Here is a 15,780-nt window from a genome sequence, read left to right as displayed (position 1 = left end):
GTCTATGAAGAGGCCAACCGCCGCAAGGGCGACACCTCCGAGAACCTGATCGGCCTGCTCGAGTCGCGCCTCGACGCGATCGTCTATCGCGCCAAGTTCGTGCCGACCATCTTCGCCGCCCGTCAGTTCGTCAACCACGGCCATGTCAACGTCAACGGCAAGCGCACCAACATCGGTTCGTACCGCTGCAAGCCGGGCGACGTCATCGAGGTGCGCGAGAAGTCGAAGCAGCTCGTCATCGTTCTGGAATCGGTCGCTCTCGCCGAGCGCGACGTGCCGGACTATATCGAAGCCGACCACAACAAGATGACCGCGACCTTCGCACGCGTTCCGGGGCTGTCGGACGTACCGTTCGCCGTGCAGATGGAACCGAACCTGGTCGTCGAATTCTACTCGCGCTGATCGATATCAATCAGCGCAGCATCCAAGGCCGCCTCTCGGGGCGGCCTTTTCTTTGGCGGTCAGGTCCGCTAAGCCGGGCGCTGACAACGCGGAGCCGGCGCCATGAACATGCTGCCAGACCTCAAATCCCTGGAGCCGATCGATGATGATGCCGAGGGCGGCTTCCATCCGCTGTTTCGCGACGTGCCGTCCTCGGTCGAGTTCAACAAGCTGCGCAAGCGGCTGTTGAGGCTCACCCGCCAGGCGATCGAGGATTTCGCCATGGTGAAGCCCGGCGAGTGCTGGCTGGTCGCGCTCTCGGGCGGCAAGGATTCCTACGGCCTGCTGGCGCTTTTGCTCGACCTCAAATGGCGCGGGTTGCTGCCTGTCGATCTGCTCGCCTGCAATCTCGACCAGGGGCAGCCGAATTTCCCAAAACACATCCTGCCCGATTATCTCAACGCCAACGGCATCGCCCACCGCATCGAATACCAGGACACCTATTCGGTGGTGACCGACAAGCTGCCGGAGGGCAGCACCTATTGCTCGCTCTGTTCGCGGCTGCGGCGCGGCCATCTCTATCGCATCGCGCGCGAGGAGGGGTGTTCGGCGCTGGTGCTTGGCCATCACCGCGAGGACATCCTCGAAACCTTCTTCATGAACCTGTTCCATGGCGGGCGCCTCGCCGCCATGCCGCCCAAGCTTCTCAATGACGAGGGCGACGTCATGGTGCTGCGGCCGCTCGCCTATAGCGCCGAGGCCGACCTCGAGAAATTCGCCAACGCGATGAAATTCCCCATCATTCCCTGCGACCTCTGCGGCAGCCAGGAAGGGCTGCAGCGCAACGCCATGAAGGCGATGCTCGACGACATCGAGAAGCGCATGCCGGGCCGCAAGGACACGATGATCCGCGCCATGACCAATGTAAGGCCCTCGCACCTGCTCGACCGAAAACTGTTCGATTTCGCCGCGCTCGACGCGCGCCTCACCACAGAGCAAGACATTTCCGATGACATTTGACGACCGCGCGATCGACTGGCTGGCCGAACTTCTCGCGGAGGCCGCCAGGGCGGAAATTATGCCGCGCTTCCGCAAGCTGGGCGAGGGCGACGTTCGCCAGAAGACGTCCGCCGCCGACCTCGTCACCGAGGCGGACGTCAATGCCGAGAGGCTGATCACCGCCCGGCTGCGCGAGCGATTTCCAGACGCAATGGTGGTCGGCGAGGAGGCCTGCTCCGACAATCCGGCGTTGCTGTCGGGCCTTGGCGATGCCGCGCTTGCCTTCGTCATCGATCCGGTCGACGGCACTTTCAACTTCGCCTCCGGCGTGCCGCTGTTCGGCGTCATGGCCGGCGTCGTCGTCAATGGCGAGACCGTCGCCGGCATCATCCACGATCCGGTCGGCAAGGATTGGCTGATCGGCGCCAAGGGCGGGGGCAGCCATATCCGCCACGCGCATGGCGCGCTGGAGAAGGTCCGCGTCGCGGCGCCGGTGCCGATGTCGCAGATGACCGGCGCCGTTTCCTGGCAGTTCCTCGATGAGCCTGAGCGCTCGCGGCTCGCCCGCAACCAGACCAAGACGCTGTCGCAATTCGCCTATCGCTGCGCGGCGCATGAATATCGGCTGCTTGCGAGCGGTCACGCCCATTTCGTGCTCTACAACAAGCTGATGCCCTGGGATCATCTCGCGGGCGCGCTGATCCATCAGGAAGCCGGCGGCCATGTCGCGCGCGTCGACGGCAGCGCCTATCTGCCGTCGCATGTCGACGGCGGCCTGCTGGTCGCGCCGGACAAGCAAAGCTGGGACGAGTTGCGCCGCGAGCTCTGGGCCGAATAGGAATAAACCGCGCCCCGGCCGGCAACCGCCAGCCAGACGACAACCTAATGCAGATCGGTGACGTGCCCCGAAACAGGGGGATTGTGCGGCTGGAACATCCTGCCCCGCTCGGCGATCAGGATCATCAGCAGGGCCGCGACAGAAACGCTGCAGAAGCCTGCGGCCAGAGGCGTGACCGTGCCGTTGTAGGCCTGGCCGATCGCCGCGCCGATCAGGGCGCCGAGAAAAGTCTGCATGAAGCCAAGGATGGATGCCGCCGTGCCGGCGAGCTCGCCGAGCGGCTCCATGGCGAGAGCGTTGAAATTCGCGCCAAGACCGCCGAACGGCAGCATCGCGCCGGCAAAGAAGGTGATGAAGAGCCAGAGCGGCATCTGCATCTCCAACGAAACGACCAGCCAGGCAAGGCTGATGCACAGGAAGATGAGCAGCGCGCCTTGCGACAGACGGCGCATTCCGATCTGTCCGACCAGCCGCGAATTCAGATAGTTGGAGAAGGCAAGCACGGCGGCAACACCGGCAAAAATCAGCGGGAACAATTCGCCGACATGGAAGATGTCGATGTAGATCTGTTGCGCCGAGCTGATGAAGCCGAACATGGCGGAGAAGATGAAGGTGCTGGCGAAGGCATAGCAAAGCGTGAGCCGGTTGGTGAGCACGATGCGGAAGCCGCCGACGACCGAGCTTATCGTGAGTGGCCGGCGATATTCCGCATTCAGCGTCTCCGGCAGGCGCAGCAGAGCCCAGGTCGAAACGATCAGCGCGCCGATGGCCATGGTCACGAAAATCCAGTGCCAGGTGGCGAACAGCATGACGAACTGGCCGATGCCGGGCGCGATGACGGGGATGGCCATGAACACCATGAAGATCAGCGACATCACTTCGGCCATACGCCGGCCTTCGAACGTGTCGCGCACGATCGAGACGGCGATGACGCGGGTCGCAGCCGCGCCGATGCCCTGGATGAGACGCCAGGTCAGCAACAAAGCGAAACTGGGCGCTATGGCGGCGGCAGCCGCGGCCACGACATAGACCACCAGGCCAAAGACCAGCGGCGCGCGGCGTCCAAAGCGATCCGAAATGGGCCCGAACAAAAGCTGTCCGCCGCCAAAGCCAAGCATATAGGCGGTGATGACATATTGGCGGTGGTTCTCGCTCTCGACGCCAAGCGAGGCGCCGATCTGCTGCAGCGCTGGCAGCATGATGTCGATGGCCAGGGAGTTGAGCGCCATCAGCGCTGCGCACAGCGCGATGAATTCCCAGCGCGGAATGGGCAAGCTGCTTGCCCGTTGCGACGCTTCTACCTGCTTGTCCACGGCAAAGTCCGATCTTTCAACGAACAAGCGCCGGCTGGCCGGCGCGCTGGTTCGTCTCATCCCCGAGATGCGGGTTCATGATTGCCGAGGTGGGGGCGGCCCCGGGCGATGCTTGCCGGCCGGAGAGTTAGCCTCCGCCGGCGAGCAAGATTGAATCAGGCTGCGCCTTTGACGCTGACGCCCTTTTCGACCAGGAAGTCCTGCAACTCGCCGGCCTGGAACATTTCACGGACGATGTCGCAACCGCCGACGAATTCACCCTTCACATAGAGCTGCGGGATGGTCGGCCAGTTGGAATAATCCTTGATGCCTTGGCGCAATTCGGCCGAGTCGAGCACGTTCACGCCTTTGTAGTCGGCCCCGATGTAATCGAGGATCTGCACTACCTGGCCGGAAAAGCCGCATTGCGGGAAGCCCGGGGTGCCCTTCATGAAGAGCACGACGTCGTTGCTCTTCACTTCATTGTCGATGTAGTCGCTGATGCCGGTCATGGACAATCCTTTCACGCCTGTGGGAGTCAGGCTCGAAGCATGTCCTTCAAATAGACCCATAGGGTGGCTGAAACAAGACTTTAGCCGCGACGCTACTTGAATGGCGCAAGGGATAACGCGATTTTGTGCCAAGCCTGAGAGGATGGCAGCGTTCAGTCCGGGACGCTGGTCTGCAGGGCCAGCGCGTGCAGCACGCCGCCCATATTGCCCTTCAGCGCGTCATAGACCATCTGGTGCTGCTGGACCCGGCTCTTGCCCCGGAAGCTTTCGGCAACGACCTCCGCCGCGTAATGGTCGCCGTCGCCGGCGAGATCACGGATCGTCACCTTGGCGTCCGGAATGCCTTCCTTGATCAGTTTTTCGATGTCGTGGGCATCCATTGCCATGGCAAAATCCTGTTTCAAGCGGGGCAGCTAGGCAGCACCGGTATGATCTGACTCGCGAGCCTAAAGCCTTTCCGACCCGGATTGAAGCCGTTCCGTCCGCGACAGCGGCCTAAGAATTGTCCTGCTTCGAATGGATCACGCCATCTTCGGTGATGTCATCGCGGGTCGAGAAGGCCCGGCCAAGGCTGAAGGTGAGTATATAAAGCGGGATGTTGATCAGCAGGCCGACGATGGGAAGATAGCTCGTCATTCGCCAGGCGGACGAGAAGAAGGGTTGGCCATAGCCGTCGCAGATCAAGGACGAGCCATAGTCCCAAGTCGCTCCGATGATCGCGGCAACGATGAAGAGCTTGATGCAGGTCGCGATATGCCGTGTTCGCGCCGGCTCCGGCGCGAGCCTGTCCCACAGCACCAGGCAGACGATCGGAACCGCGTAGATCAGGGTCTGCAAGACGAGCATCGGCAAAGCGGCATTGGCCGCGGCCAGGAACTCGTCGCGGGTTTCCAGCCGTGCGCACTCCTCGCTCGAGGTGGTCGACAGCAATAAGAAAACGAACGGGCCGAGGAACCAGAAGAAGAACAGCGAAGGCCAGAAGACGACTGCGATCAGCGCCTTCACAGTCAGCCTGGTCAACTGGCCTGGTCCATGAAGCGCGGGAACCAGCCTTCATGGGCAGCCTTCAGCTCGCTGACCGGGACCGGCCGTGCGTCACCCAGTTTCAAGTCACGCCCTCCGGTGGTGCCGATCCAGGGCGCGAAGATGCCGAGCTTCTCCTGTTCCTGGCGGATCCTGTCCCATTCGCCGCTCTGCGGGTCGATCGACAGCGTCAGCAGGTAGCGGCCCTGGTCCTCGCCGAACCAGACCGGAATCGGATCGGTGCCGGTGAGCCCCGGAATGGCGGCGCCAATGCCGGAGGCCATCGCCATTTCGGCGAGCGCTATCGCCAGGCCGCCGTCGGAGATGTCGTGCGCGGCGGTGACGACGCCGGATGCAATCAGCGAGCGCACATGGTCGCCGACGCGCTTTTCATGCGCGAGATCGACCGGCGGCGGCGGACCGTCGGCGCGGCCGTGGATGTCGCGCATATAGACGGACTGGCCGAGATGGCTGCCCCAGCTCGGCGGCGCGCCGACCAGCACGATCATCTGGCCCTCGGCGGCAAAGCCGATGCGCGCCATCTTCGACCAGTCGGCGATCAGCCCGACGCCGCCGATGGTCGGCGTCGGCAGGATGCCGCGGCCATTGGTTTCGTTGTAGAGCGAGACATTGCCGGAGACGATCGGGAAGCCGAGCGCGCGGCAGGCATCGCCGATGCCTTTAACGGCGCCGACGAACTGGCCCATGATCTCGGGCCGCTCCGGATTGCCGAAATTGAGGTTGTCGGTGGCGGCGAGCGGCAGCGCGCCGGTGGCGGTCAGGTTGCGCCAGCATTCGGCGACCGCCTGCTTGCCGCCTTCGTATGGGTCGGCCTCGCAGTAGCGGGGCGTGACGTCGGAGGAGAAGGCGAGCGCCTTGGTCGGATGGCCCTCGACGCGCACCACGCCGGCGTCGCCGCCCGGAAGCTGGAGCGAGTTGCCCTGGATCAGCGTGTCGTATTGTTCCCACACCCAGCGCCGCGAGGAGAGATCCGGCCCACCCAGCATCTTGAGCAGCGCGTCGGCGACATCGGCCTTGGGCGCATCGTTGGCGGCCAACGGCGCCGGCTTCTTCGCCTCGACCCAGGGGCGGTCATATTCCGGCGCCTGGTCGCCCAGCTCCTTGATCGGCAAATTGGCGACCTCATCGCCCTGATGGATGACGCGGAAGCGCAGATCGTCGGTGGTCTTGCCAACGATGGCGAAGTCGAGCCCCCATTTGCGGAAGATCGCCTCGGCTTCCTCTTCCTTCTCGGGGCGCAGCACCATCAGCATGCGCTCCTGGCTTTCCGACAGCATCATCTCATAGGCGCTCATGCGCTCCTCGCGCACCGGCACCTTGTCGAGGTCGAGCTCGATGCCGAGATCGCCCTTGGCGCCCATCTCGACCGCCGAGCAGGTGAGGCCGGCCGCACCCATGTCCTGGATGGCGATGACGGCGCCCGACGCCATCAACTCGAGGCAGGCTTCCAGCAGGCATTTTTCGGTGAAGGGATCGCCGACCTGCACGGTCGGGCGTTTCTCCTCGATCTTGTCGTCGAACTCGGCCGAGGCCATGGTGGCGCGCCGACGCCGTCGCGTCCGGTCTTGGCGCCGAGATAGACGACCGGCAGGCCGACGCCCTTGGCCTGCGACAGGAAGATGGCATTGGTCTTGGCAAGGCCCGCCGCAAAGGCGTTGACCAGGATGTTGCCGTTGTAGCGGGCGTCGAAGTTGACCTCGCCGCCGACCGTCGGCACGCCGAAGGAATTGCCGTAGCCGCCGACGCCGGAAACCACGCCGGCGACGAGATGCCGGGTCTTGGGATGATCCGGCGCGCCGAAGCGCAGCGCGTTCATCGCCGCGACCGGCCGCGCGCCCATGGTGAAGACGTCGCGCAGGATGCCGCCGACGCCGGTCGCGGCACCCTGATAGGGCTCGATGTAGGAGGGGTGGTTGTGGCTCTCCATCTTGAAGACGACGCAGTCGCCGTCGCCGATGTCGACCACGCCGGCATTCTCGCCCGGACCCTGGATGACCTGCGGACCGCTGGTCGGCAGGGTGCGCAGCCATTTCTTCGAGGACTTGTAGGAGCAGTGCTCGTTCCACATCGCCGAGAAGATGCCGAGCTCGGTGAAGCTTGGCTCGCGGCCGACCAGATCCAGGATGCGCTGGTATTCGTCGGGCTTCAGCCCATGCGCGGCGACGAGCTCGGGGGTGATCGGCACGGAATTGGAAATGGTCATGAGCGGCGATTTTTGTCCGTGGGAGAGGGGAGGTTCTTCGAGTCTCCTCTTATCGCAAGCTTTCGCGCGATACACCCCCACCAGATAGGGAAAACGCCGGAAAACTGCCACTCCGGCGGTGCTTAGGTCTGGGCTTTCAGGCTTGATCAGGAAAAACTGTCGTAGCCGGCGCGGCCTTCGTCGAGCAGGCGGCGGATGACGGCGACGCCGCCGGCGACATCCTGGCTTTGCCGCGGTTGCGAGACGCCGAAGCGCACGCCGTGAAAAACCTGCTCGGAGCGGCCGGCCTTGAACTCGTCCTCGTCGTCGATGAGCACGCCCTGTGCCAGGCAGGCGTTCTTGAAGGTGCCGGACAGCCACGGGTCGGGCAAGGTCAGCCAGACGAAGGGCACGTTGTCCCGCGCCTTGAAGTCGAAGCCCGCCAGCACCTCGCGCACGATGGCAAGGCGCGCCTGGATTTCGGCAATGCAGCGCTTGCGGATACCGCTTGCCTGCCCCGACGTCACCAGCCTCGTGCCGACTTCGGCCAGCAGGAATGGCAGGCCGCCGGTCATCATCTTGTGGGCGACAAGGATGCGGTGGCGGTAGGCCGGCGGGCAGGAAAGCCAGCCGCCGCGCACGCCGGCGGCGACCGACTTCGACAGGCCGCCGGCGACGATGGTGCGCTCGGGCGCATATTCGGCCAGCAACGGCGTCGGGTCGTCGGTGAGCTCGCCGTAAAGGTCGTCCTCGACCAGCGCGACATTGTACTCCCGCGCGATCCGCGCGATCGCCTGGCGCCGCTCCGCCGACAGCGTCACCAGCGTGGGGTTCTTCGCGGTCGGCATCAGGAACATGACCTTTGGATGTTTCTGTGCGCAGACGCGCTCGAAATCATCCGGGTCGATGCCGTTGTCGTCAGTCGAGACCAGCGCGATGCGTCGCCCAATCAGCCCGGCGCTGCGCGCGATCTGGGAATAGGTGAGGTGCTCGAAGACAACGTAGTCGCCGGGCATGGTCAGCGCCGCGATCGCCGCCATGACCGCGGCATGGGTGCCCAGCGTCGGCACGATCGAATCGGGCGAGGGGCGGAAGGAATTCCGCGCCAACCAGCGGCTGCCCGCCTCGTACCAGCGCTCGGGAAAATCACGCGTGTAGCTCGAGATATCGTACGGATGTTCCTGCGCGGTGCGCGCCAGCATGTCGGCGATCACGGCGCCCTGGCCGACATCGGGCGCGGCGGTGCTGTCGAAGCGCAGCTTGCCGCTCGGCGCGTCGATGGGGCGCGTGCCTTGCAAGCCAGGTTCGACGTCAGGTTTCGGCGCCTCGGCGCGCTGGCCGAGCACATAGGTGCCGCGCCCGACCTCGCCGCTCACCAGACCGCGTTCGCGCAGCAGCTGATAGGCCCTGCCGATGGTGCCGACGGTCGTGCCGATGTCATAGGCGAGGTCGCGCTGCGGCGGCAGTTTTGCACCGGCATCGATGACGCCCTTGTCGATATCTGACTCAATGCTGTCAGCAAGACGCTGATAGAGCGGACCGGAGCCAGTGGAGAGGTCAGGGAGCCAATTTGTCATGGTGACAATTTTCTATATTGCACAGCGCGATGAGTCAATCCATATCGAGCCCGCGATTGGAAAGGTACAATCGAGACAAGGTAGAACGACAATGGATACAATTGATACAATTCGCTATGCTCGCCCGGCTTTGGGCGCGCAGGCCGAGCTCTTGGCCCATCGCAGCTTCGTCGGCCGCATGGTGGTTGTGCTCCGTTCCATCGCTACGCAGATCGGCCGCATGCTCGAGCGTCGGCGCGGCCGCCTCGCACTGCTTGAGATGACGGACGAGCAGCTCAAGGACATCGGCATCTCGCGCTGCGATGCCCATCGCGAAGGAATCAGGTCGTTCTGGGAGTGATGCCCCGTCGTCGAATGACAACCTATCGACGGCCAGATTGGACGCGGGTTGCGGGTTTTCCCCGCAACCCGCCGATGCCGTGGTCGATCAGCACGGCAAGCACGCTCAATCCGACGAACAGCGCCGTGACGCCCGCAGCCGAAACGGCGACGCTGGCCGCGCCGTTCTTGGCCACGTCGAGGAACGGGTAGGGTACTTCGCCGGCGAAGGGCGCGCGGATCAGCGCGTAGGCGAGATAGGCCAGCGGATAGATCATCCACCAGGAGATATCGCGCCAGCGCGTCGAGCCATCCGCGCCCGCGGTGAGCCACCACAGCACGAAGATCAGCGGCGTGACGTAGTGGAGCAGGATGTCGCAAAGCAGGAACAGGCCCTGTGGTTGCCAAAGTCCTGCCAGCACGGTCGCGTAGACGATGAAGACCAGGGTGATGGCGACCGCGACGCCGGCGCGCATGCGCTGCCCGGCGAAGGCCGGGAACCAGGCATAGCCGGTGGGCGATAGCAGCGAAGCATGCACCATCACGGCGGCGATGTTGGTCAAGATGGTGAAGATGCTGAGAAGAAAGACGATCGAGCCAAGTAGGCTGCGCCCGGCCGCCATCGACGCCGGAATGGTGATTGCGGCCTGCAGGACAAGCGCAATCAGCCCGATGACCAGTCCCGCCATCTGCAGGAACCGGCTCATCGCAGGTTTACGCGGCAGCCGCGCAGGACGGGTTTCCGGCCTGCCAGCGGGCGATGTCGGAACCGATGCGCGCGCCGAGCGGCTCGTTCATCAGCGGCCCGAACACATCGACGCGGCTGGAATTGCCCTGCGCCTGCACGACCAGCAGCGGCTTGCCGCCATAGTGCTTGGCGGGCACCAGCAGGAAGCGCGGCGTGCCGCTGTAGGAATTGAGCTCATTGGCCATCTGGTAGGCCTTGAAGGCCGGATCCTTGCTGGCGATCCAGCATTTATGCGCCGCGATGGCGACCTGTTCCATGGCAAGCAGCGAGGCGCTTTTGCCCGAGGGAACCGGCGTCGTCTTGGGGCTGGACTGGCAGGAAGCCAAGGCGAGCCCGGCGGCGGCCAGGAGAGCAAGGCGAGCGATCGTCGGTCTCATGGTCAGTCCGCCCCCGCGTTCCGAAAAGGATCAAGCCGCGAGGCCGAGCGCGCTTTCGAACAGCGCGCGTCCATCATTGCCGCCATGCGCCGCCTCGATCAGGTTTTCGGGATGCGGCATCAGACCGAGCACGTTGCCCTTGTCGTTGACGATGCCGGCAATGTCGTTGATCGAGCCGTTGGGATTGGTGCCTTCGGCGTAGCGGAACACGACCTGGCCTTCGCCTTCGAGCCGGGCGAGCGTCTCGGCATCGGCGAAGTAGTTGCCGTCATGATGCGCCACGGGTGAGCGGATGATCTGTCCGGGCTTGTAGTGCCGGGTGAACATGGTGTTGGCGTTGGTGATCTCGAGCTTTACCTGGCGGCAGACGAATTTCAGCGAGGCGTTGCGCATCAAGGCGCCGGGCAGTAGTCCCGCCTCGACCAGGATCTGGAAGCCGTTGCAGACGCCGATGACGGTCACGCCCTTGGCGGCCTTTTCGGCCACCGCCCGCATCACCGGCATGCGCGCCGCGATCGCGCCGCAGCGCAGATAGTCGCCGAAGGAGAAGCCGCCGGGGATGGCGATCAGGTCGACATCGGGGATCTCTGTGTCGGTCTGCCAGATGGTCGCCGTCGTCTGGCCGGAAATCTTGGTCAGCGCCGCGATCATGTCGCGGTCGCGGTTGAGGCCAGGCAGGAGGACGACGGCTGATTTCATTAGCTTGTCCTAAATTCGTTGTAGGGTGTTTTCAGTGCGAGAGCCGCATATACTTCGAAAAGGTGTTGCAGAATATCATCTTCGATCACAACGTAGCGACCTTTCAGAGCGCGGATACGCGTCATACAATCTGTAAACGCAGTTCTGAAAATCTCATCGAGCATAAGAGCTTTTCGAGAACCTTCCGGTTTGTAAGTCGCTAGCCGGCCGGTTTTTTCACGAGCAATCTTGAATGCAAAAGAAGATTGTTCGGGGCGTCCACCTATGTGGTTACCGATCCGCTGCCAGATATTTTTGGCGCGACCGACATAGATTGGCGTTGTATCCTCATAGAGAGCGTACACTCCCGGTCTTTTGGGGAACCCGGCACGAGGGCTTGCCGGTTTGAGGTCGCAACTGAGTAATTGCTCGAAAAGCGATGGCATTTGATCGACGGCTTTGCTGTACTCAGCCAGCAACGGCATTAAGCGATCTCCACCGCGTAATTCTCAATCACCGTGTTCGCCAGAAGCTTGTCGCACATAGCCTTGAGATCGGCTTCGGCCCTGGCCTTGTCGGTTCCGGTGAGTTCGATGTCGAACACCTTGCCCTGGCGAACCTGGCCGACGCCGTCGAAGCCCAATCCGGAGAGGGCATGCTCGATCGCCTTGCCCTGCGGGTCGAGGACGCCGTTCTTGAGGGTCACGGTGATGCGGGCTTTCATCGATACTCCTAAGTGATGGATCGGGCGGTGGACCTGCCATTGCCCAGCAGGCCGGTCGGTATTAGTGCTTCAGGCCCTTGGGCGCATCGGAAGAGGCGACGAGGACCGGACCCGTCGGGCGCGGCGGCTCGTTCTCGTTGATGATGCCGAGACGGCGGGCGACTTCCTGATACGCCTCGACGAGGCCGCCCATGTCGCGGCGGAAGCGGTCCTTGTCGAGCTTGTCCTGGGTGGCGACATCCCACAGCCGGCAGGAATCCGGCGAGATTTCGTCGGCGACGACGATGCGCATCATGTCGCCCTCGAACAGGCGGCCGCATTCGATCTTGAAGTCGACGAGCTGGATGCCGACGCCGAGGAACAGGCCGGAAAGAAAGTCGTTGACGCGAATGGCCAGCGCCATGATGTCGTCGATTTCCTGCGGGCTTGCCCAGCCGAAGGCAGTGATGTGCTCTTCCGACACCATCGGATCGTCGAGCGCATCGGCCTTGTAATAGAATTCGATGATCGAGCGCGGCAGCACCGTGCCTTCCTCGATGCCGAGGCGCTTGGACAGAGAGCCGGCGGCGACATTGCGCACGACGACCTCGAGCGGGATAATCTCGACTTCCTTGATCAACTGCTCGCGCATGTTGAGCCGGCGGATGAAGTGGGTCGGGATGCCCATGCGGTTCAAGTGGTTGAAGATGTGCTCGGAAATGCGGTTGTTGAGCACGCCCTTGCCATCGACCACTTCATGTTTCTTCTTGTTGAAGGCGGTGGCGTCGTCCTTGAAGAACTGGATCAGCGTCCCGGGCTCAGGTCCCTCATAGAGGATCTTGGCCTTGCCTTCGTAGATGCGGCGGCGATTTTTCATTTGATTTTTTCTCTGGGTCTGCGGGCAGGCGGCAAATGACCGGTTCCTGTCCGTCTGCCTAAATTAGTATGGCGACGGCGGCGTTCAATGCCGGTGTTATCGCAATCGCCTGGTTTGCTCAATCGCCAAATCCGGCGAATCAACCGCTTTCGGGACTGAAATGCCGCAGCGCAGCATGCGACGAAGTATATTGACCGGGTCGCGGCCTTTTGATTTGTGCTTGCCCATCACACATATTCACCGCGAACGCGAATCGGATTGATCGGAGGGACGTCATGAGCAGCATGAAAGACCGCGAAGAGGGCTTTGAGCGCAAATTCGCCTTCGACGAGGAACTTCGCTTCAAGGCCGCAGCCCGGCGCAACAAGGCGCTTGGCCTCTGGGCCGCCGAGAAGCTGGGCAAATCCGGCGCCGATGCCGAAGCCTATGCCAAGGAAGTGGTGGTCTCCGATATCGAGGAGGCAGGCGACCATGACGTCTTCCGCAAGATTCGCAAGGATTTCGATGCGGCCGGCGTCAACCAGTCAGACCATCAGATCCGCCGCACCATGGACGAGTTGATGGCGCAGGCGATCGAGCAGATCAAGAATGCCTGAGGCCGGAGTCTAGCTGGACCAATCGACCGCCCGGCCAAACCGGGCGGTTTTTCTTTGCCTTTGCCGTCGTTTCCGGCTGAACTGCGGGTTGTCATCAAGGAAGGTCCGATGTCGCTCAAATCCCGCCTGGTCGCCGACGAAACGCTGTTCACCGCCTGGTCGGGGGTGCCGGACGCGCTGACGGTGGAAATCATCGCCAAGCTGGATTTCGACGCCGTCACCCTCGACATGCAGCATGGCGGCCACCACGAGGACAGCGTGCTGCGCGGCTTGGCGCCGGTGCTGGCCGCCAACAAGCCCGCGCTGGTGCGCATTCCGGTCGGGCGCTTCGACATGGCGAGCCGCGCGCTCGATTTCGGCGCCGAGGCGGTGATCGCGCCGATGGTGAACTCGGTGGCCGACGCACGGCAGTTCGCCGCCGCGATGAAATATCCGCCTATGGGCGAGCGATCCTGGGGGCCGACTTACGCATTCCCGCGCCACGGCAAGGGCGACCACGCCGAATGGCTGCGCGACTCGAACCAGCGCACAATGGCCTTCGCGATGGTCGAGACGCGGGCGGCATTCGAGGCGCTCGACGGCATCCTCGATACGCCCGGCATCGACGGCATCTTCGTCGGCCCGTCGGATTTCTCGATCGCCTGGTCGAACGGAACGACCGTCAATTCGACGCTGGAAAGCATGATGGAGACGGTCGCTTCGATCGCCGAGCGGACGCGCAAGGCCGGCAAGCATGCGGCGATCTACGTCATCGAGCCGGCAATGGCCGGCCGCGTGGTGTCGATGGGCTATCGGCTGCTCGCCATGGGCTCGGACCACACGCTGATCTCGCTCGGCGCGAAGACCCTTTTGAAGAGCATGCGGGATTCCATCGGCGCCTAAGGCGTGCTGATATTCGGGTGAGGCCGGCCTGCAAATGGCGGTTTCCTGCGCTTCCGGTGCTCACGTACATCAAGTACGCTCCGCTCCGGTTCTCGGAAACCGCCCAGTTTGGCCGCTTCGCGCCCGTCTTCGACTCCGACTCGGCCTGACCTGAATCTCAACACACCTTGGGTCGTCTCAGGGCTGCTTCAGTTCCGTCAGGAATTTGGCGAAGGTCATCGACCCCTCGGGCCACGGGCCGAAACCGGCGTCGTGGTTGAGATGGCCGGCCTCGCCGGCGTCGATGAAGAGCGATCCCCAGGCGGCGGCAATGTCCTCGGCGACCTCGAAAGCGCAGAACGGGTCGTTGCGGCTGGCGATCACGATCGACGGGAAGGGCAGGGGATCGCGCGAATAAGGGCCGAAGGTCATCAGGTGCCTCGGCCTGATTTCCGGATTGGACACATCCGGTGGCGCGACGAAGAAGGCGCCGGCGATGGGCTTCCTGAATTGCGGGATGGCCTGCACCGCCGTCGTGACGCCAAGCGAATGGGCAACGAGCACCACCGGCCGCTCAGCTTCGTTGACGGCGTTCGCCACGCTCGCCGTCCAATCCTCGCGCACGGGCTTGGTCCACTCCGCCTGCTCGACCCGACGCGCCGTCGACAGTTTCGACTGCCAGCGGGTCTGCCAGTGCTCGGGGCCGGAATTGGTGTAGCCCGGCACGATCAGGATATCTGCGTCTTTCACTTTCATGACGCCGATGTAGCGAGCGGCTGTGGCGGCTGCAACCCTGTCGCTAACATCGGGATGGCCGTAATTGTGAACAACTTGTTCGATTCTTGCTCTCTTGTGTGAACGATCGCAATCGACGATTTGGAGGGGGAACAAGAGCTGGCGGCCTGGAACCCCCATTTGGGGAATAGGCGCCGCCCAAACGGAGAGTTTGATGAGCGAACTGCCTTTTGCCGCGACCACCCCGGTCAGCGTGTCGCGTGTCGGGTTGAAGGCGCGCGATGCCGAGAGCCTTGCCGCCTATTATCGCGCGGTCGTCGGCCTGCAGGAATTGCGCCGCGCCGATGGCGCGATCACGCTTGGCGCCGCCAACCGGCCATTGCTGGTGCTTGAACAGGATGCTTCGGCGAAGCCCGACGATCCGCGCAGCGCCGGCCTTTTCCACACCGCTTTCCTGTTGCCGTCGCGAGCGGACCTTGGCCGCTGGATCAGCCACGCCGCCGCCAACCGTATCGGCATCGAGGGCGCTTCCGACCATCTGGTCAGCGAGGCGCTCTATCTGACCGATCCGGAAGGCAACGGCATCGAGATCTATGCCGACCGCCGTCCGCAGGACTGGAAATGGAACGGCGACAAGGTCGCCATGGCGACCGAGCGGCTGAACCTGCCAGCGGTGGTGGGCAGCGTGCCGGCGGGCGATGCCGGCTGGCAGGGCGCGCCGGAAAACGCCATTGTCGGCCATGTGCATCTGCGCGTCGGCCGGCCGGAGGACGCGGAGGCCTGGTGGCACGACCAGTTCGGCTTCGACACCGTCGCCAAATATGGCAGCCAGGCGGTGTTCCTGTCGTCCGGCCATTACCACCATCATATCGGCGCCAATGCCTGGCAAAGCGCCGGCGCCGGCCGTCGCGATCCGTCACGCTCAGGCCTCGCCTGGGTAGAGATGCGCTCGGATAATGTGAAGGATGAGACTTCGCGGGAAGACCCGTGGGGCACGGTGATCAGGACGGTGCCGGGCAAGGCTTGAGCCGGCGTCGGTGACAGCGTCTTTCTCCCCGTCAC

General features: G+C 63.5%; 19 protein-coding genes and 1 pseudogene. 7 read left to right on the top strand and 13 right to left on the bottom strand.

All coding sequences use genetic code 11. The features are described 5' to 3' along the window. From rpsD to EOA24_RS08520, 3 genes are all read left to right on the top strand, one after another. Positions 1–402: 30S ribosomal protein S4 (gene rpsD / locus EOA24_RS08530; protein WP_127409744.1), on the top strand; the 402-nt coding region annotated here is incomplete at its 5' end. Between the two features lie 108 nt (positions 403–510). After that, the gene (gene ttcA / locus EOA24_RS08525) at positions 511–1,401 is read left to right on the top strand and encodes a tRNA 2-thiocytidine(32) synthetase TtcA (RefSeq protein ID WP_189343379.1); all 891 of its coding nucleotides are present in this window, start codon (positions 511–513) and stop codon (positions 1,399–1,401) included. Next, complete coding sequence (locus EOA24_RS08520) at positions 1,391–2,218, top strand: inositol monophosphatase family protein (RefSeq protein ID WP_126082484.1); 828 nt, start codon at positions 1,391–1,393, stop codon at positions 2,216–2,218. Before ttcA ends, EOA24_RS08520 begins: the two co-directional genes overlap by 11 nt. Positions 2,219–2,262: 44 nt before the next feature. On the opposite strand, the gene EOA24_RS08515 is transcribed toward EOA24_RS08520, so the two are convergent. From EOA24_RS08515 to EOA24_RS08490, 6 genes and pseudogenes are all read right to left on the bottom strand, one after another. After that, a complete protein-coding gene (locus EOA24_RS08515) occupies positions 2,263–3,486 on the bottom strand; it encodes a multidrug effflux MFS transporter (RefSeq protein ID WP_245467387.1) in 1,224 nt (407 codons plus the stop codon). 200 nt (positions 3,487–3,686) lie between these two features. Further along, a complete protein-coding gene (grxD, locus tag EOA24_RS08510) occupies positions 3,687–4,022 on the bottom strand; it encodes a Grx4 family monothiol glutaredoxin (RefSeq protein ID WP_040981263.1) in 336 nt (111 codons plus the stop codon). Positions 4,023–4,174: 152 nt separating this feature from the next. Further along, the gene (locus EOA24_RS08505) at positions 4,175–4,408 is read right to left on the bottom strand and encodes a BolA family transcriptional regulator (protein ID WP_006206026.1); all 234 of its coding nucleotides are present in this window, start codon (positions 4,406–4,408) and stop codon (positions 4,175–4,177) included. Between the two features lie 109 nt (positions 4,409–4,517). Then, positions 4,518–5,042: a hypothetical protein gene (locus tag EOA24_RS08500; RefSeq protein WP_126082486.1), complete on the bottom strand. Its 525-nt coding sequence runs from the start codon at positions 5,040–5,042 to the stop codon at positions 4,518–4,520. After that, positions 5,039–7,269: pseudogene (gene purL, locus EOA24_RS08495) on the bottom strand (phosphoribosylformylglycinamidine synthase subunit PurL). The gene EOA24_RS08500 and the pseudogene purL overlap by 4 nt, the downstream one beginning before the upstream one ends. Positions 7,270–7,415: 146 nt before the next feature. After that, entirely contained in the window at positions 7,416–8,825 is a 1,410-nt protein-coding gene (locus EOA24_RS08490; protein WP_126082488.1) for a PLP-dependent aminotransferase family protein, read from the bottom strand. A 91-nt stretch (positions 8,826–8,916) separates the two neighbouring features. On the opposite strand from EOA24_RS08490, the gene EOA24_RS08485 reads away from it, so the two are divergent. Beyond that, the gene (locus EOA24_RS08485) at positions 8,917–9,165 is read left to right on the top strand and encodes a DUF1127 domain-containing protein (RefSeq protein ID WP_126083791.1); all 249 of its coding nucleotides are present in this window, start codon (positions 8,917–8,919) and stop codon (positions 9,163–9,165) included. A 22-nt stretch (positions 9,166–9,187) separates the two neighbouring features. Here EOA24_RS08485 and EOA24_RS08480 read toward each other — a convergent pair whose 3' ends face one another. The 6 genes from EOA24_RS08480 to purC all read right to left on the bottom strand — a co-directional run bounded on the left by EOA24_RS08480 (position 9,188) and on the right by purC (position 12,526). Then, positions 9,188–9,850 (bottom strand): Pr6Pr family membrane protein, encoded by a 663-nt coding sequence (locus EOA24_RS08480; protein WP_126082489.1) that lies wholly within the window; start codon positions 9,848–9,850, stop codon positions 9,188–9,190. A gap of 7 nt (positions 9,851–9,857) precedes the next feature. After that, positions 9,858–10,268 carry a hypothetical protein gene (locus EOA24_RS08475; protein WP_126082490.1) on the bottom strand — a complete coding sequence of 137 codons (411 nt, stop codon included), beginning with the start codon at positions 10,266–10,268 and terminating at the stop codon, positions 9,858–9,860. Positions 10,269–10,298: 30 nt separating this feature from the next. Further along, complete coding sequence (gene purQ, locus EOA24_RS08470; RefSeq protein ID WP_127409743.1) at positions 10,299–10,967, bottom strand: phosphoribosylformylglycinamidine synthase subunit PurQ; 669 nt, start codon at positions 10,965–10,967, stop codon at positions 10,299–10,301. Continuing rightward, complete coding sequence (locus EOA24_RS08465) at positions 10,967–11,431, bottom strand: hypothetical protein (protein WP_126082492.1); 465 nt, start codon at positions 11,429–11,431, stop codon at positions 10,967–10,969. Before EOA24_RS08465 ends, purQ begins: the two co-directional genes overlap by 1 nt. Further along, the gene (gene purS, locus EOA24_RS08460) at positions 11,431–11,670 is read right to left on the bottom strand and encodes a phosphoribosylformylglycinamidine synthase subunit PurS (RefSeq protein ID WP_126082493.1); all 240 of its coding nucleotides are present in this window, start codon (positions 11,668–11,670) and stop codon (positions 11,431–11,433) included. Before purS ends, EOA24_RS08465 begins: the two co-directional genes overlap by 1 nt. Before the next feature lie 61 nt (positions 11,671–11,731). Next, a complete protein-coding gene (gene purC / locus EOA24_RS08455; protein WP_042644540.1) occupies positions 11,732–12,526 on the bottom strand; it encodes a phosphoribosylaminoimidazolesuccinocarboxamide synthase in 795 nt (264 codons plus the stop codon). 275 nt (positions 12,527–12,801) lie between these two features. On the opposite strand from purC, the gene EOA24_RS08450 reads away from it, so the two are divergent. After that, the gene (locus EOA24_RS08450; RefSeq protein ID WP_042644542.1) at positions 12,802–13,122 is read left to right on the top strand and encodes a DUF1476 domain-containing protein; all 321 of its coding nucleotides are present in this window, start codon (positions 12,802–12,804) and stop codon (positions 13,120–13,122) included. 108 nt (positions 13,123–13,230) lie between these two features. Beyond that, positions 13,231–14,004: an HpcH/HpaI aldolase/citrate lyase family protein gene (locus EOA24_RS08445; RefSeq protein WP_127409742.1), complete on the top strand. Its 774-nt coding sequence runs from the start codon at positions 13,231–13,233 to the stop codon at positions 14,002–14,004. 177 nt (positions 14,005–14,181) lie between these two features. On the opposite strand, the gene EOA24_RS08440 is transcribed toward EOA24_RS08445, so the two are convergent. Further along, the gene (locus tag EOA24_RS08440; RefSeq protein WP_126082495.1) at positions 14,182–14,739 is read right to left on the bottom strand and encodes an alpha/beta hydrolase; all 558 of its coding nucleotides are present in this window, start codon (positions 14,737–14,739) and stop codon (positions 14,182–14,184) included. A gap of 193 nt (positions 14,740–14,932) precedes the next feature. On the opposite strand from EOA24_RS08440, the gene EOA24_RS08435 reads away from it, so the two are divergent. Beyond that, positions 14,933–15,745, top strand: a complete 813-nt coding sequence (locus EOA24_RS08435; RefSeq protein WP_127258670.1) for a VOC family protein — start codon at positions 14,933–14,935, stop codon at positions 15,743–15,745. Positions 15,746–15,780: the final 35 nt, after the last annotated feature.

It is taken from the genome of Mesorhizobium sp. M2A.F.Ca.ET.039.01.1.1 (assembly GCF_003998035.1).
Lineage (GTDB): Bacteria > Pseudomonadota > Alphaproteobacteria > Rhizobiales > Rhizobiaceae > Mesorhizobium.
This window is presented reverse-complemented; position numbering and strand designations above follow the sequence as displayed.

Excerpts from the sequence above, each read along its gene's own strand:
- ttcA (WP_189343379.1), top strand. The coding sequence starts at position 511 with ATGCTGCCAGACCTCAAATCCCTGGAGCCGATCGATGATGATGCCGAG.
- EOA24_RS08520 (WP_126082484.1), top strand. The coding sequence starts at position 1,391 with ATGACATTTGACGACCGCGCGATCGACTGGCTGGCCGAACTTCTCGCG.
- grxD (WP_040981263.1), bottom strand. The coding sequence starts at position 4,022 with ATGACCGGCATCAGCGACTACATCGACAATGAAGTGAAGAGCAACGAC.
- EOA24_RS08505 (WP_006206026.1), bottom strand. The coding sequence starts at position 4,408 with ATGGCAATGGATGCCCACGACATCGAAAAACTGATCAAGGAAGGCATT.
- EOA24_RS08490 (WP_126082488.1), bottom strand. The coding sequence starts at position 8,825 with ATGACAAATTGGCTCCCTGACCTCTCCACTGGCTCCGGTCCGCTCTAT.
- EOA24_RS08485 (WP_126083791.1), top strand. The coding sequence starts at position 8,917 with ATGGATACAATTGATACAATTCGCTATGCTCGCCCGGCTTTGGGCGCG.
- EOA24_RS08480 (WP_126082489.1), bottom strand. The coding sequence starts at position 9,850 with ATGAGCCGGTTCCTGCAGATGGCGGGACTGGTCATCGGGCTGATTGCG.
- EOA24_RS08475 (WP_126082490.1), bottom strand. The coding sequence starts at position 10,268 with ATGAGACCGACGATCGCTCGCCTTGCTCTCCTGGCCGCCGCCGGGCTC.
- purQ (WP_127409743.1), bottom strand. The coding sequence starts at position 10,967 with ATGAAATCAGCCGTCGTCCTCCTGCCTGGCCTCAACCGCGACCGCGAC.
- EOA24_RS08465 (WP_126082492.1), bottom strand. The coding sequence starts at position 11,431 with ATGCCGTTGCTGGCTGAGTACAGCAAAGCCGTCGATCAAATGCCATCG.
- purS (WP_126082493.1), bottom strand. The coding sequence starts at position 11,670 with ATGAAAGCCCGCATCACCGTGACCCTCAAGAACGGCGTCCTCGACCCG.
- purC (WP_042644540.1), bottom strand. The coding sequence starts at position 12,526 with ATGAAAAATCGCCGCCGCATCTACGAAGGCAAGGCCAAGATCCTCTAT.
- EOA24_RS08450 (WP_042644542.1), top strand. The coding sequence starts at position 12,802 with ATGAGCAGCATGAAAGACCGCGAAGAGGGCTTTGAGCGCAAATTCGCC.
- EOA24_RS08445 (WP_127409742.1), top strand. The coding sequence starts at position 13,231 with ATGTCGCTCAAATCCCGCCTGGTCGCCGACGAAACGCTGTTCACCGCC.
- EOA24_RS08440 (WP_126082495.1), bottom strand. The coding sequence starts at position 14,739 with ATGAAAGTGAAAGACGCAGATATCCTGATCGTGCCGGGCTACACCAAT.
- EOA24_RS08435 (WP_127258670.1), top strand. The coding sequence starts at position 14,933 with ATGAGCGAACTGCCTTTTGCCGCGACCACCCCGGTCAGCGTGTCGCGT.